General features: G+C 35.5%; 11 protein-coding genes. 2 read left to right on the plus strand and 9 right to left on the minus strand.

The features are described from left to right. Window positions 1-149: 149 nt before the first annotated feature. From CW357_RS14925 to CW357_RS14935, 3 genes are read right to left on the minus strand one after another with little or no spacing between them, the layout of a single operon-like run. Complete coding sequence (locus tag CW357_RS14925) at window positions 150-677, minus strand: (2Fe-2S)-binding protein (protein ID WP_124218462.1); 528 nt, start codon at window positions 675-677, stop codon at window positions 150-152. Continuing rightward, entirely contained in the window at window positions 668-2,926 is a 2,259-nt protein-coding gene (gene pucD, locus CW357_RS14930) for a xanthine dehydrogenase subunit D (RefSeq protein ID WP_124218463.1), read from the minus strand. The genes CW357_RS14925 and pucD overlap by 10 nt, the downstream gene beginning before the upstream one ends. Beyond that, window positions 2,916-3,827 (minus strand): FAD binding domain-containing protein, encoded by a 912-nt coding sequence (locus CW357_RS14935; protein ID WP_164489617.1) that lies wholly within the window; start codon window positions 3,825-3,827, stop codon window positions 2,916-2,918. The genes pucD and CW357_RS14935 overlap by 11 nt, the downstream gene beginning before the upstream one ends. A 476-nt stretch (window positions 3,828-4,303) precedes the next feature. On the opposite strand from CW357_RS14935, the gene CW357_RS14940 reads away from it, so the two are divergent. Next, window positions 4,304-4,945, plus strand: coding sequence for a GDSL-type esterase/lipase family protein (locus tag CW357_RS14940; RefSeq protein ID WP_124218465.1), 642 nt, complete (start codon window positions 4,304-4,306; stop codon window positions 4,943-4,945). A 59-nt stretch (window positions 4,946-5,004) separates the two neighbouring features. On the opposite strand, the gene glp is transcribed toward CW357_RS14940, so the two are convergent. From glp to CW357_RS14955, 3 genes are all read right to left on the minus strand, one after another. Next, window positions 5,005-6,273: a molybdopterin molybdotransferase MoeA gene (gene glp, locus CW357_RS14945; protein ID WP_124218466.1), complete on the minus strand. Its 1,269-nt coding sequence runs from the start codon at window positions 6,271-6,273 to the stop codon at window positions 5,005-5,007. A 104-nt stretch (window positions 6,274-6,377) separates the two neighbouring features. Next, window positions 6,378-6,989 carry a nucleotidyltransferase family protein gene (locus CW357_RS14950; protein WP_164489618.1) on the minus strand — a complete coding sequence of 204 codons (612 nt, stop codon included), beginning with the start codon at window positions 6,987-6,989 and terminating at the stop codon, window positions 6,378-6,380. Continuing rightward, the gene (locus CW357_RS14955) at window positions 6,982-8,031 is read right to left on the minus strand and encodes an XdhC family protein (RefSeq protein ID WP_164489619.1); all 1,050 of its coding nucleotides are present in this window, start codon (window positions 8,029-8,031) and stop codon (window positions 6,982-6,984) included. The genes CW357_RS14950 and CW357_RS14955 overlap by 8 nt, the downstream gene beginning before the upstream one ends. A 234-nt stretch (window positions 8,032-8,265) precedes the next feature. Here CW357_RS14955 and CW357_RS14960 point away from each other — a divergent pair, with 234 nt between their 5' ends. Further along, window positions 8,266-9,528: an Nramp family divalent metal transporter gene (locus CW357_RS14960; RefSeq protein WP_233548034.1), complete on the plus strand. Its 1,263-nt coding sequence runs from the start codon at window positions 8,266-8,268 to the stop codon at window positions 9,526-9,528. Between the two features lie 124 nt (window positions 9,529-9,652). Here CW357_RS14960 and CW357_RS14965 read toward each other — a convergent pair whose 3' ends face one another. The 3 genes from CW357_RS14965 to CW357_RS14975 all read right to left on the minus strand — a co-directional run bounded on the left by CW357_RS14965 (window position 9,653) and on the right by CW357_RS14975 (window position 15,776). Beyond that, window positions 9,653-11,632 (minus strand): methyl-accepting chemotaxis protein, encoded by a 1,980-nt coding sequence (locus CW357_RS14965; protein WP_124218469.1) that lies wholly within the window; start codon window positions 11,630-11,632, stop codon window positions 9,653-9,655. 416 nt (window positions 11,633-12,048) lie between these two features. Continuing rightward, on the minus strand, window positions 12,049-15,225 hold the full coding sequence (locus CW357_RS14970; RefSeq protein WP_124218470.1) for a DEAD/DEAH box helicase: 3,177 nt from the start codon (window positions 15,223-15,225) through the stop codon (window positions 12,049-12,051). Between the two features lie 308 nt (window positions 15,226-15,533). After that, a complete protein-coding gene (locus CW357_RS14975) occupies window positions 15,534-15,776 on the minus strand; it encodes a small acid-soluble spore protein Tlp (RefSeq protein WP_124218471.1) in 243 nt (80 codons plus the stop codon). Between the last annotated feature and the right edge of the window lie 54 nt (window positions 15,777-15,830).

Consider the following 15,830-nt stretch of genomic DNA (forward strand, 5'->3'; position numbering starts at 1 on the left):
TTTCTTTTTACACAATTATATGGACTTAATCATTTAAGTCTCCTGGAACCTAATCAAGAAAACCAATAAAAAGGTATGGCTTTTTACAGTAATTCTTAAACTCTATTAAGATGGATTATTCAAAAAACTTCCTCTCTTTAATAGAGATTCTATACAATATTTTTTGAATGTTTATTCGCCAAACTTTGTACAGCACGAATAATTCCACCGTATCCAGTACATCTACACAAATTTCCTGAAAGGGCTTCTTTAATATCCGCTTCTGTAGGGTTTGGTTGCATAGACAATAAGTATTTAACCGCTAAGATCATACCAGGGGTGCAATAGCCACACTGAAAGCCCCCTTCCAGAAGAAATGCCTCTTGAATTTCATCGAGCGAGACACCACCCATTCCTTCAATCGTCGTGATGGATTTTCCATTTACTTGATAAGCCATTAGTAAACAAGAATTGACGAGTGCACCATCAACCAAAATGCTACATGCACCACAGCGGCCAATACCACACGAAATTTTCGTTCCTACTAATTGCAATTCGTCTCTTAATATATTGACTAGTTTTTCAGTTGGAGATGTTTTTAATATATACTTGTCACCATTAATCATTATATTTAAAGTGAACGTTTGTTGATCTTCTATAGCCAAATCACTATGTAAAGCTGTGTTATTTACATCCATGTAAGCATCTCCTTCGATTCAATGTTTTCAAGGATTTCTTCAGAAGAAATAGGTAGTTTTGATACCCAACAGCCGATTGCATCCTGAACAGCTTTGACAACAGCGGGAATAATCGCTATTGTGCCGATTTCCCCTACTCCTCTTGGGCCATACGGATCCCCTTCTACTAAATCTTCAATTGCGTGAACATTTGTATCAAAAGGAACATCTACAATATTAGGCATCAGATAAGCGTCAAAGTTAGTCGTTGCTAATTGACCGTCAATCATTTTCACCTCTTCCATTAAGGTATACCCTAGTGACATGACACCTCCGCCTTCAATTTGACCAATATACCCTTTAGGACTTACAACAGGTCCTGCAGAGACGACATGATCAAGTGCTAATATCTTTACTTTTCCAGTTAAAAGATCTACCTCCACCTCGACTTTTACGCCTCCAAACGTGTATAAGAAATGACCACCATTTACCGCATCGGGTGTCACTGGAAAATGAAAACTTGTTAGAACAGTTTGATCAACGATTCCTTCAGCACATTCTTTATACGTCATGCAAGGGGCATCATCTTTTCCAACTTGCCAAATGCCATTTGGTCCTAGATATAAATCTTCTTCATGAATTGATGTTGTATCTGATACATACTTACATATTTTCTCTTTAAACGGACCTTTCATCTTTTGTAGAGATTGCCAAACAATACTTGTTCCGCGTGATGCTGTAGAAGATCCGGAAAGCGGAACAACTGAAGTATCACCAATGACAATTTTTACATCTTGTTGACTACACCCTATTTCTTCGATAACTAGATTATCAATGACGGATAAAAGCCCTTGACCGCATTCTTCAAAACCAAAGGAAATTTCAATTTCACCTTGTTTGTTTAAAGAAATTCGGCCACCAGCACTATCTAATCGACCAAATCCAAGTCCACCTCCATGCATGGTAATGGCAATCCCTGTTCCATATCGTTTCCATGGCGATTCTTTATAATCTTTGTTGGGTAGCTTTGAAAGTTCTTGGACTTTTTCTAAAACAAGAGATGCTCCGTTTGTTGGCGCTATCCGATGGCCCATTGGCCCTAAATCAGTAGTAGTCCGCAAATTCTTTCTTCGAATTTCAATTGGGTCCATTTTTAAGACCTCTGCTAAACGATCCATCTGCCCTTCTAAAGCAAACGTTATTTGATTTCCCCCAAAGCCTCTAAATTCCCCGGATACACCGTTATTCGTATAAACCGATACGCCTTCCGTTTCAATGTTCGGAATCATATAAGGACCTGCGGCATGTTCTACTGCAAAGTCTAGAACTGCGGGGCCGAGCGTGGTATATGCACCTTTATCTGCAATGATTTTCACTTGATGAGCAAGTATTTTCCCAGTAGCATCTGTCCCTGTTTTTACGGTGATTTTCATTGGATGTCTTTTAATGCTTGCTCGAATGGATTCTTCTCTTGTGTTATGAATTTTCACCGGTTTTTTGGTTGCTAAAGCTAGAAGCGAAGCATAGGGTTGAATATTTTGTTCATCCTTGCCTCCAAAAGAACCTCCAATTGGAGACGAAACAATTCGAATCATACTTTCTGGAATTCCTAAAATCCTTGAAATTTGAAAACGATCTTTAAAACCGTGTTGAGTTGCAGCGTAAACTGTAATGCCCCCATCTTCTTCAGGGACAACTACTCCACCTTCCGTTTCCATATATCCATGTAATTGCCGAGGTAATTCATACGTTTCTTCTACGATTGCAACACATTCTTCAAACGCTTGATGAACATCTCCATTTTGAAAAGATGAACGGCTACAAATATTTCCTGCTGGATACAGTCTGATTGCATCTGGTTCTAGCGCCTTATCTGGTGAATCGAGAATTGGCAATTCTTCATAAACCACTTCTATATGCTTCAATGCTTCTTCTGCGAGCTCAAAAGATTGAGCGGCAACAGCTGCAATGGCATCACCTATATAACGAACTCGATCTTCACAAAAAACTGGTTGATCGGCAATTATGATGCCAAATCTATTCATCCCTGGAACGTCTTTATGAGTGAGTACTGCTTCAACACCCGGTATACTTTCGGCTTTTTCAGTATTAATAGAAAGAATTTTCGCATGTGGGTATTTGCTTCTTAATACTTTTCCATACAACATATTCGGGAAAGTTAAGTCAGTTAAGTATTTCAAATCCCCTGTTACTTTAGACAATCCATCTGGACGTATTCGATCCTTTTTTTCTATTAAGTTAGATTTCATCGGTATCCCCCTCACCACAGCCAATTGACGTGAACTCTCTCTGTAATGCAGCAACCATAAGATTGGCCGCAACTTTTCTTCGATAATTGGCAGAAACAAAAGCATCTTCTGCAGGTGAAATTTCAGATAAAATGGATGTATAAACACCCTTCCAATCAAGTACATCGCCTTTTTTCCCTATCAAATGGTACGCTGTATTTTCTAAAAGGAGAGGCTGATTATCCCCTCCGCCTAAAGCAAGATTTGCTTCTTCAATAACACCGTCTTCATCCCAACTTATTCTTCCTGCAACAGTTAAGATAGCTGCCGTAAACGTTTCTCTTCTACCTATTTTTTTATAAAATGAATACGAGTTAGTACGATCCAAATCAGAGGTTAGTTGAATAGCTGATAGTAAAGCCGCCGTTTTCTTTTGTGAATGTTGAAGCCAATTCCAAAAGTCTACTAAGTATGTTTCCCTTTCATCATGAAAAAGAAGCTTCGCCTTAAGCGCTAGGAAAAGTGGTATCAAGTCACCCACGCCCCCCATAATATTCCCACCAATCGTTCCACGGTTTCTTACTGCAGGAGCAGCTATCGATTGCAATGCTTCACAAATTACGGTGAAGTCTTTTAAGTTTGGATCTGTCTTGTAACTACTAAGTAAAGTTGATGCTCCTATCGACAAAATTCTTTTATCTTCATCTATTTGAATTTGCTTTAACGTTGGTATTTGCTCGAGACTGATTATATTTTTCGGAACTTTACGTCCATTCTTCCATTGCAATTGCAAAAGCGTCGATCCTGAAACAAACTCCGCTTCCGAACCAAACTCTTTTTTTCGTTCAATTGCTTCCTCAATAGTAGTAGGAGCCCATATTATTGGAGAACTTGAGATTAAAGGTTCAATCTGATTTACCATACAAAATCCCCCTTTTAGATTTATGTATTGCATTGATGCACTAATTTATTGAAGTATAAAGATGCTTGTGAATCGATAAAACTGAGGTTTATAGATTGACTTTCTGAAGTAGAATAAAAGTTTCGTGTTATATTACATAACATCATATCAAGGGATATTTTGCATGTCACTATTTAATTCATCTAATTTTCAGAATATTTTTGGTGAAATTAACTAAATGTTATTTTTTATAACTTACATCGTTAGATGAAATAACATATTATGCATTGAAATCAAAGTGCTATATATGAGAAATCAAAAAAGCTGAAATATACAAATTGAGCTTGTGTATATTCCAGCTTAAATTATTATTTTGATTGAATTCCTTATCTTTAGAAACACATCATTATCTAGACTGTATACGCATTTTTTTACTGCTTCTCCATTAATCTTTTTCCTGCATATTATAAGGATATACTAATTAGTTGAGGTGAACTATGGATATTAATCATTTACGTTATCTTGCGATTGGTGATTCTCTTACAGCAGGGATCGGTGTTCCTCTATTGGATCCTGGATTTGTTGAATACTACAGATATCTAAGCCACCAAATTTTTAAAAGGCGCATTGCTTATCAAAAAAATGCAAGGTCAGGAGCTACTACTGATGATGTGTTAAAGATGCTAAATAGCCCGACGGTTACGGAAGCGGTCAATTGTGCAAATATCATCACAATAACAGCTGGAGGAAATGATTTAATAAACGCGGCAAAAAAATTTTTGGTAAATAAAGACGAAGAAAGTATATCTTATGCTATTAAACAGACAGTAAATAATATCTCAAAAATATTAGAAAAAATTCACCATCTAGATAAACAAGATCAATATATTTTACGATTAACAAATTTATACAATCCGTTCCCTAATATTCCTATAGCAGATGATGGGATTAGAGCGTTTAATTCAATGTTAAACAAGTTAAGTCAGGAACCGAATGTTAAAGTCGTTGATATCTATAGTGTTTTTAAGGACAATGAAAAAACACTATTACCACCAGGAGGAGTGCATCCTAATGGAAGCGGATACTATCAAATAGCATTAGCTTTAAGCAGGGGCGGATATTCCCCGTTATTAAGCTGATAAATTTTATAATCAAAATAAAATTTTTCAGTATTAACGGGGTTACCCCATCCTATCCTTTAGACAACAGAAAAATCTTCTTGGCCCTCATCAGATAGCAATAAAATATCTACAATTTCACCTTTTTCATACCCCGATTCAGTTGGAGGTAAAACAACTAATGCATCTGCTCCTACTAAAGAGGTGATAGAACTGGACATATTTAGTCCGTTTGACGTTGCACATACAGTTGCATTGTGATTTTCTATTTTTGTTCGGATCAGTTGGGCAAATGCATTTGGCGTTGGATAAGAATTTTCTAAAATAGCTTTTTGTGATGTAAGGTAAGGCTCTTTGTTATTTAACATCGTGCGAATAACAGGTCGTACAAATAATTCGAAGCCTATAAAACTGGCTGACGGATTTCCTGATAAACCAAATAAAAATTGACGACCTAGTTTTGCAACTGTTGTGACACTTCCAGGACGCATAGCGATTTTATTAAATAATACAGTTGCACCTAAACGATCATATATTTCTGGGAGATAATCATAATCACCAACCGAAACGCCACCTGTTGTAATGAGAATATCGACGTTTTCCAACTCATTTCGAATGACTTCGAAACTTTTATCCAAATCATCTTCAAGTTTCCCTAGATACTTTGGTTGTGCCCCTACTTTTTCAATTTGAGACATAAGCATATAGGAATTACTATTACGAATTTTCCCAGGTACCAATGGTTCATCGATTTCTAAAAGTTCACTTCCAGTAGCAAGTACACCTACGACTGGCTTTTTCCCTACAAGTACCTCACTATAGCCAAAAGTTGCAAGCAAAGCAATAATTCCAGGGGTGATACGTGTCCCTTTTCCAATCAAATATGTACCTTTTTGAATCTCTTGTCCTTTTTTAAATACACGTTCATGTTCAGAAATAAAGCGGTCAACAGCTATATAGTCTTTATCAAACTTAGTTAACTCTTTGACATGTTCAAGCATGATAACAGCATTACAACCTTCAGGCATTTCTGCCCCAGTCATTATACGAACCGCTTGGTATGGTTGAATCCCATTATGAAATACTGCGCCAGCTCCAATATGACCTACTACTTCAAGTTCAACTGGATAAGCATTCGTTGCATTCTTCGTATCCTCAGAGCGTATTGCATAACCATCATAAAGTGAACGATCAAATGCCGGAACATCCTGGTTGGCAACAATATCCTCTGCCAAATATCGGTCACTCGCTTCAACCAAAGTGACCTTCTCCGTGACCCCTTTTTCAATATCACTCATAACTTTTTGAACAGCTTCTCCAATAGAAATTGCATTACGTTTTATCAACATTCATCTCACCCACCGATTAAATTTTAGTAATGTCTTTCTGTATCAATACTCAGCCAAGTTAGAGCAGTCTATCAAAAACATCTCTGATTTCATGACTCTTCACATTAGTTACCATAATATTGGAGTAAATGCTTATAGTCTTGCTTCGTATCAATATCTAAATTCCAATCCGTTTGCTCAAAATCTACATATTGTAAATGTTCTTTGTTCGCTTTAATAATACTTTTTCCACCTTCATCGCCTTTTAGATTTTGAAACTGATTAAAAAGGCTTCTATCAAATAATATTGGGTGACCTGGTTGTTGTTCGTAGCGAGGGCGAACTATGTATATGCCATTCTCTCTATTTTTTTGATAAGTATCTATCAGCTTTTCCACTACTTGATGTGCTACAAGAGGCTGATCCCCTAGAAAGATAAGGACAGCATCAAGGTCACCATCTATAGAATTTATACCCTCAATTAGAGAAGTGGACATGCCATTTGCATGCTGTTCATTGTATATCAATGATAAAGAGGGATAAAAAGGTTTTAATTCTTCTTTGAGTTGATCATAATACTTTCCTCCCACTACTACAATAGGTTCCAATTTATGTTGAACTGCCATTTCAATTGGATAGTGGATGATTGGAGTATCTTGAAAAGGAAGAAATAATTTCGGCTCTCCCATTCGCTTCGATTGTCCTGCTGCTAAAATAATTGCACCAATTTTACACATGAATTTTCCCTTTTCCATGTAAATATTGTGGGGTACGGTCTGCCCTTAAACACATCAGCTCAGATATAATGCTAATGGCTACTTCGTCCATCGACTCTGCTCCTAAATCTAATCCAACAGGTGAATGGATTGGCGCGCTATTTATACTATATCCAATATTATTTAGCATTTCATTTGTTCGATAAATTGGTCCTAAAACACCTATATAGCGAGGATTGCTTTCGATTGCATACTTTAAACTTACCTCATCTTTTTCCATATGATGATTCATAATAAGCCACCAACTATGATTTAGCTGTGAATCTGATAAATTCTCGATAGCAGAGGTAATATGTTTTGCATGTGGGAAATGTTGAAGATTATTTAAATTTGAGCGTGTATCTAAAACCGTCACGGAGAATCCTGCCTTATACGCTAATTCTACAAGAGGAACTGCATCTTTCCCTGCTCCTGCAACGATTAATCTCTCGCTAGGTTTCACAACGTCCATATAGTATCTTTTGTTTTGATGTTCGATGACTTCTGCACGTGTTTGCTTCATATATATAGCTTCAGCATATTCGATCAATTCGATTGGTAAATTCGTATCGTTATGTAACTTGCTATTCATTTCTTGCAATACTTTTGTTTGACCATTTTCCATTTCTATGATTAATGTAAATGATTCCTCATTTGCGAGATGTTTTTCTACTTTCTTCCACGTTTCATCCTGTGGAAAAATAGGGAGAAACAGAATCTCTAAGTCTCCTTTGCAACCAATACCTAAACTCCAAATTTCTGTATCACTTAAATCGTACTTTAACGTCATTGGTTTCCTATTTTCAAATACTTTTGTCGCCCATTCATACAAATCCGCTTCTAAACAGCCTCCACTTATGGTCCCTACCATGGTCCCTCCTGAAGTCATCAACATTTTCGTTCCCGGTAGGCGATAAGCAGAGCCTTTTACATCCGTTAAGATAACTAAAACCGTTTGTTCATCTTTTTCCCAAGCAATTTGTATTTGGTGAAAAAGCTCTTGAAATTCATGCAATCTTGACAATAGACAATCCCCCACTCTAGTTTATTTTTAATATATTAGCAAAATTCAAAATTGTATGTCAATGTATACATTAACTAAAAAACTAATTATTATTAACTAACTTTACAATGCAAATACAAAAGATGAGTAAAACAGTAACCTATTAAAATAATATTTGATTTTTCTGAAAACAAAATTGATAATTAAATTAATCGAACTGAAATCGATTACAAGTATTCAAAGGGGGTACATACAATGTTAGAACAAAAACAATTACCTTTAGAGCAAGAACAAATGATTAAAAAAGGATCTATTATTGGACCAGGATTAATCGTTGCTGCTACTGGGGTGGGTGCAGGAGATTTAGTGGCTGCACTTGTAGCGGGGACAAATTATGGATTAGTATTTCTATGGGCCATTATTGTTGGTTCTATACTGAAATTTGCTTTAAATGAAGGGGTAGGACGATGGCATTTAACTAGCGGAAAAACGATACTAGAAGGTTGGCACGCTATGGGGAAATGGGCAACTGGTTATTTTGGCGTTTACTCTGTCATTTGGGGCTTTGTTTATGGTGCTGCTGGTACCGCCTCATGTGCACTCGCAATGACAGCACTATTCCCTCAACTTTCTTTAACGCAATGGGCTATTATTCATGGATTATTAGGATTTGTACTTGTATGGTGGGGAAAATATAAAACATTTGAAAATGTGATGAACGTACTAATCGGCATAATGTTTGTTGCGGTTGTTGGATCTGCCCTACTTGTTATTCCACAACTAAGTGATATATGGGGAACTGCAATTCCAACACTTCCAAAAGGATCATTAGTGTATGCCCTTGGTTTAATCGGTGGTGTCGGTGGATCTTTAACAATGGCTAGTTATGGCTATTGGCTACAAGAAAATAGATGGACTGGCCCCTCTTTTATACGTGCCGTTCGCTTTGACTCTGCTGTTGCCTATATTGTTACAGCGTTATTTACCCTATCCCTACTCGTACTAGGGGCAGGATTATTATATGGAACAGATTTTAATATTAGTGGAGAAAAAGGATTAGTCGATTTTGCTTCAATCTTAGGAAACGAACTACATCCTGCTGTTCGATATGTATTTCTAATTGGCTTCTGGTCTGCTTCATTTACCTCTGTACTTGGTGTATGGAATGGTGTCCCATATCTATTCGCGGATTTTATTAGAACTATTCGCCATCAAGATATAAATAATGATGACTTAAGCAAAACAAAAGCCTATCGTTTCTTTGTCTTATGGCTCACATTCCCACCCATGCTATTGCACTTCATCGGGAAACCGGTAGGACTAATCATTGCATATGGAGCACTGGGTTCGATTTTTATGCCTTTCTTGGCAATTACATTACTCTATTTACTAAACAAGAAGCAATACGTTGGGACCATTGATCGTAAACAATGGCTATCTAATATTGGTCTCGGTATTAGCATTTTATTATTTGTTATTTTAGCCATTAATGAATTGAGAAATATGTTTTTCGGGTAGTTATTACTATACTAGATTCATATGTTTGGACATAAGTGATTTCAGGTAAAATAAAAAGGGAAATTGCACTATGCAATTTCCCTTTGGTATTTTAATGTGNATTTTAATGTGTTCAAAGTGAATCTTAATAGTTAAATTTAGAAACCGCTTTGTGTAATGTTTCTGCTAAATTTGTAAGTGATTGTGCTGATGAAGCAATTTCCTCCATAGAGGCTAACTCTTCTTCAGTTGATGCAGCAACTTCTTCTGCGGTTGCTGAGTTCTCTGTTGCAATATTTGTTAATTCTTGTGCAGTTGCAGTAACCTCTTGCAATGACGCAGACATTTGTTGAGCGATTCCAGAAACGCCTTCCAACTGAGGTGTCATTTCTTGTGCACTGCTAAGTATTTGTTTAAATTTATCGATAGCCCCTGTTGATACTTGAACGCCAGTTTGAACATCATTAGTGACTTTTTCCATTATTTGAACTGAATTATTTGTTTCTTCTTGAATTTTTTGAACGATTTCATATATTTCTTTAGCGGATGTTTGGGATTGTTCAGCTAATTTTCTAACTTCCTCCGCAACAACTGCAAAGCCTTTACCATGTTCACCAGCTCTCGCCGCTTCAATGGCTGCATTCAAAGCAAGTAAATTTGTTTGATCTGCAATATCTGTAATGACATTTAAGATAGTGCTTACTTCTTTAGAGCGATCATTTAAAGATTTAATCATTACATTTGATTCTGAAACAGATTGTTGAATTGAATTCATTTGATTTACAGTATTTGTAACAGCTTTTCCTCCTTCTTCCGCTTGTGTCGTTGTTAAATTTGCTAGTTCTGAGACTTTCATCGAATTCTCAGCAATTAGAGTGACACCTTCTGATACTTGTTGGATAGACTCTGCATTTTTACTAACACCTGTTGTTTGTTTTTCTGCATTTATCGAAACTTCTTGGATAGCTGTTGCAACTTGGTGTGTCACAGCGCTTGTCTGTTCTGTACTGGCAGTTAGTTCTTCTGCAGAAGCAGCAACTTGTTCAGCGCTTTGGTCTACTTCCTTCACTAGACCAATAAGACTTTTTTGCATATCTTTAAAAGCTTGTCCTAATTGGCCAATCTCATCATAATTATTAACAATTATTTCCTCAGATAAGTCACCTTTACTAATTGTTACCGCATTTTCTTTTAGTCTTTTAATTGGTTTTAAAATCGATTTGATAATAAAATATACAGCTATTGCACCAATGATTAAAGAAAGGATAAGGACTAAAACCGTCTTAGAAAAAATGGGCGATGCCTCTTTACTAATTTCTGATTTCGGAACTGTTCCTGCTAATTTCCATCCTGTTAATTTATTTGTCGTATATACTAATACGTTTTCTTTACCTTTCAATACATAATTCAAAGTTCCTTGTTCTTTTTTATATACATTATCAAAATATGCTTCTTTTGCGACACTTCCACCTTTAATAGTAGGATGTGAGATATACTTTCTATTTTTGTCTAATAGAAATGCATACCCTGTATCACCAAGTTTTACTTTACCTATTAAGTCTTCTAAATGGCTTAAATATATATCGACAGCTACAACGCCTGAACCGTCTTTAACCGATTGAGCAAGTGTAATACACCAGTTTTTTGTACTGGCATCTTGATAGGGCTCTGATATCGTAACCTTCCCTTGTGTTTCCATTGCATCCTTATACCAATCTCTATCTCGAGGATCATATCCAGCAGGAGGCATTGTATTTGCTGGTTTACTAATGATGCCACCTTTTTCATCGCCTACATATATACTTAAAACTTCTGGATGTAACTTTGCATACTCATCGAATCGTTGTCCAAGCTTCTGACTTTCATCTTTTTTGAGAGTATCTACATTAATATTCTGTGCAAAATACGCTACATCATCTATTTTAGACTGTACGGTTTTATTAATCGTGTCATTCAACACATTTGTTGTTCTATCAAAACCATCTAACATTTCATGTTTCACTGCTTTTTTGGCAGTTGAATACGCTTGGAATCCAATGATCATGGAAGGAATAACTAAAACAAGCAAAAAAGAAATCATTAATCTAGTCTTCAAACTTCCAATATGTTGTAAGTTTTTTTTCATTTCACTCACAATCCTCCTTTTTCATAATCTAATAATTGAAAAATTTGAGCGTCCTTTAGGCATTCTCTATTTTCACGGATGATTACTACATATAAATATCGTAAAATTCCGAAAAATTTATAGAATATTAATCAAAAAATAGATCTTACTATTATTTATCTTTCCTTTTATCTATTTAGGTCTATGAACTCATCATTTATCTATCTAGACCTATTAATAATAAAACTATAATTAGTACTTTTTTATCATACATAAAAATTTTCTGATTTTCAATAAAATTCGACATTGTTCAACAAATTTATGCATTTACAATGGATTAAAGTAAAAAAGCGAGTATGATAACGAATGAGCCGTTATCATACCCGCAATTGCAAAATATTTTTTCAATGTCCTAGTATTCCCCTACTTCTTTCTGATTAAATCTGTAATATATCTCGAATATCATCTTCTGTTAAACCGGTTGGTGAATTTTCCGTCGAATTGATAATATCATCAATAAGCTCCTTCTTTTTTTCTTGAAGCTCATTCATCTTTTCTTCGATTGTACCGCGTGCTATAAGCTTAATGACCTGTACCTCATTTTTTTGTCCAAACCGATGAGCACGGTCTGAAGCTTGTTCTTCAACTGCAGGATTCCACCAGAGATCATACAATATAACTGTATCTGCACTCGATAGGTTTAATCCAGTACCTCCTGCTTTTAAGGAAATTAGAAACAAATCTCGTTCCCCATCATTAAATCGATCACATATCTCTACTCTTTTTTGGGCAGACGTTTGTCCATCAAGATAGAAATACGTATATCCTCTCATCGTAAGTTCCTTTCCGATTAGCTCAAGCATTTTTGTAAATTGGGAGAATATCAATACTCTTCTACCGGAATGTTTGGATTCTTCGATAATTTTCAGCAACTGTTCGTATTTTGCTGAACTTCCTTTGTAACCTTCCACAAATAAGGCCGGATGACAACAAATTTGCCTTAATCTAGTAAGCCCGGCTAGAATTTTTATTCGATTTTTTCGAATCGTGTCTTGATCAAGGTGCTTTAACGTTTTATGGCGAAGCTTTGCTAAATAAGCTGCATAAAGCTGTTTTTGCTCCGGTAATAGCTCTGATGATTCGAGTGACTCCACTTTTTTAGGCAACTCTTCTAACACGTCTTCTTTTATCCTACGAAGTAAAAAAGGTCTTACCCTTCTGGCAACTGCTTTCTTAGGCAAATAGCTAAAATCTCTTAATCCTTGGAAAAGCTGAGGAAAGACAACATGGTAAATGGACCAAAGTTCTTCAAGAGAATTTTCAATAGGTGTTCCAGTCAGTCCAAAACGATTATTTGCCTGTAATCTTTGAACGGTTCGAGCAGTTTGTGTGACTGGATTTTTAAATGCCTGTGCCTCATCAAAGAAAACCGTATGAAATTGTTGATCTTCATACCACTTTATATCTTGTCTAAGTAATGGATAGGATGTAATTAGGACATCCATCTCTTCTGTATCCTTTTGTAAATTCTCTCGTTCTAGTTTATTTCCATCTATCACTACTGCTTCTACTTCAGGTGCAAATTTAATGAGTTCGTGTAACCAACTGTAGGTTAAAGAGGAAGGACAAACGATGAGTACAGGGAGTTTTTGACTTCTTATCGCTGAAAGTTCTGAAACAATATATGTAATACTTTGTATCGTTTTCCCTAGCCCCATATCATCTGCTAATACCCCGCCAAATCCATAAGTTGCGAGTATTTTTAACCACTTATACCCTGTTTTTTGGTAGTCTCTTAATATTGGATTTAAACTTTTAGGCACAACAATATCTAGTGAACTTGGGTCTATTAACTTATTCAGAAAATGACGAAATGATTCTTCAACCGTGAAGATTTCACTATTCATCCTATCTAAAAATTGAAGTCCCTGCGAGATCGGCATATCAAGACTTGTTTCATAACCGTCATCTTGCTTTGGTACTTCATCTAGAAAGTTTTGTAATTCCTCCATTTCTTTTGTTTCAAGTGATAGTAATGTACAATTTTGAAGACGAAAATATTTCTTTTTAACTTCAAGTGCTGCTAAAATCTCTCGAATTTGGTCATCAGCAATACCTTTCATCTCAAACTTAAATTCTAACCAATTCATCCGATCCTTTTTATGCTTAATACGAATAGTTGGAAAATGATTCGTCACGATTCGGTTCCGAACAGCAGTTGTTGCATAGATTTGTACCAATTGATGAAGTTTAGGGACAACATGATACAAAAACTTATACTCCAGCTCCTCATTTTGCATATAATAGCCGCCTTCTGTTTTCGTAAAGCCACTTTCGTCCATGAGTTGAAGTATTTCCTCTTCTTTGTCTAAATCCCTAATAATCATAGGTCCTATAGGAATATCTCTGCTTTCTAATGGTTGAATAATGACATTTTCATATTGAAATTCCACCCCTGCTAGTAGACGATTATGAATACGATCTAAGTAAAGCTTAGCAATCAAAGGCTGTTTCATCATTTTCTGCGTTATTTTTCTATTCAATTCGACCATACCAATTTTTTTCAAACCAGGTACAATCTTATTGAAAAAAATATCAACTTGGTTATTTGGAATTGAAATATAATTTGCATCCCTATGAGGAAGCATGTTCTTAAGTTCACATACCCTTGCAAAATCTTTTTCATCCAATTTATATATATTTTCTCCCCAAATAATACATCCATAAGATTCCATAACGATCATCTGCTCAATACCTGTAATCGTTAATTGGTAATCGTTTTCCTTTTCTGCTACTTCTTCTACTGTAAAATGTAAAGGTAACGGACCATTTAATAATTTAAAAGGCTCTCTGTTATTTTCTAAAGTTGTTGAAACTACCTCCAATCGTTTTAGAAGCCTGTCCCAATTGGATGGCGGTATTAATAATATTTCCTCACTTATACTCTCTAATGGATTCAATTGACTTTTTTCATCTTCCACTAATGCAATGAGAAGCTGTATCACTTCATCCGTGTTATTTTGAAAGCAATGAATCGTAGAGTCATATTGAAAATCTGCAGATAAATCACTCGTTTTCCCTAGTTTTACATCTTGAAGAAACGCTCTTATATTCTTTACTTTAAGGTTGTTTATATTTAATTTAATGCCAAATAAATGCTGATTTGTTTGGCGTGCAATTGGTTTTAATGTAAATGCTACATCCAGTATTTCTCTATTTTCAAAATGTAATTGATGTCCACTAGTTCTTTTTGATTTGTGTTCAAAGATTTTCATGAAATCTTCAGTAATCTCTCTATTTTTATCATGTAGATTATTAGGAGATATTCCGAGTTGTTGTAGATCTTGTATTGCTAATAATACAGCCGCAACATGCTGACAACTTTTTTGAAAGTTCATCAACTTAGGACAACTACAAGTAGTCTTTAGTTTCCCTATTGAATCCTTTTCAATCGTAACATGAAAATCCTCAGTTCCATTTACTGTAGCTTCACAATAATCTTCACTATAATGATTCAAGATGACCTTTTTTGAACGATTAAAAGAGTCTCCCCTTTTGAAAGCAACGGTACCGCACATATCTTTTATCATTTTGTGGGTTACTTTTAGATCCATGTACTCCCGCTCCTTTCTAACAGAATTATATATACTTATATTATCATCTATTCAACATTCAAACTATACATAGCCACTCATGACGATACGTATGAATTGCGCCTAAAGCCTATTTTAAATAATAGATAGAATAACAGTGGTAAACGCAAAAAAGTGCAAATCAATTGATTGCACTCTTTGAAACGATATCTTTCATTGGTAGTCCACTTAAAGTATTAAAAGACTATTAGTTGATGCAATTTTGCTTGTCCAGTTCCTAATATTAAAAAAACCGCCATATACATTTAAATATAGCGGTTTCATTTTATTTATTTAAAACTATCTCTCCATGCTTTTTCTGCTGCTTTATCTGCTTTTTCTTTTTCTTTTATTTGAATTTCTCGTTTACGGCGTTGATTTTTTTCTTGAAGATGTTCTAGTTCTTCCTCACGTGCAAATTCCATTGCCATCTCAGCTTCAGCGATATTTTTCTTTGTATTTTCAATCATACTTTGAATTCTTAATCCACTATTAGATCTGTCATTTGATTTAGGACGATGTTTATCCGACATTTGCCAACCTCCTCTTATTTTATCTATATTAGTTTGTTTTTCTTTGTTCAGTTT

It is taken from the genome of Rummeliibacillus sp. TYF005, from assembly GCF_003844195.1.
GTDB lineage: Bacteria > Bacillota > Bacilli > Bacillales_A > Planococcaceae > Rummeliibacillus.

Excerpts from the sequence above, each read along its gene's own strand:
- CW357_RS14925 (WP_124218462.1), bottom strand. The coding sequence starts at position 677 with ATGGATGTAAATAACACAGCTTTACATAGTGATTTGGCTATAGAAGAT.
- pucD (WP_124218463.1), bottom strand. The coding sequence starts at position 2,926 with ATGAAATCTAACTTAATAGAAAAAAAGGATCGAATACGTCCAGATGGA.
- CW357_RS14935 (WP_164489617.1), bottom strand. The coding sequence starts at position 3,827 with ATGGTAAATCAGATTGAACCTTTAATCTCAAGTTCTCCAATAATATGG.
- CW357_RS14940 (WP_124218465.1), top strand. The coding sequence starts at position 4,304 with ATGGATATTAATCATTTACGTTATCTTGCGATTGGTGATTCTCTTACA.
- glp (WP_124218466.1), bottom strand. The coding sequence starts at position 6,273 with ATGTTGATAAAACGTAATGCAATTTCTATTGGAGAAGCTGTTCAAAAA.
- CW357_RS14950 (WP_164489618.1), bottom strand. The coding sequence starts at position 6,989 with ATGTGTAAAATTGGTGCAATTATTTTAGCAGCAGGACAATCGAAGCGA.
- CW357_RS14960 (WP_233548034.1), top strand. The coding sequence starts at position 8,266 with ATGTTAGAACAAAAACAATTACCTTTAGAGCAAGAACAAATGATTAAA.
- CW357_RS14965 (WP_124218469.1), bottom strand. The coding sequence starts at position 11,632 with ATGAAAAAAAACTTACAACATATTGGAAGTTTGAAGACTAGATTAATG.
- CW357_RS14970 (WP_124218470.1), bottom strand. The coding sequence starts at position 15,225 with ATGGATCTAAAAGTAACCCACAAAATGATAAAAGATATGTGCGGTACC.
- CW357_RS14975 (WP_124218471.1), bottom strand. The coding sequence starts at position 15,776 with ATGTCGGATAAACATCGTCCTAAATCAAATGACAGATCTAATAGTGGA.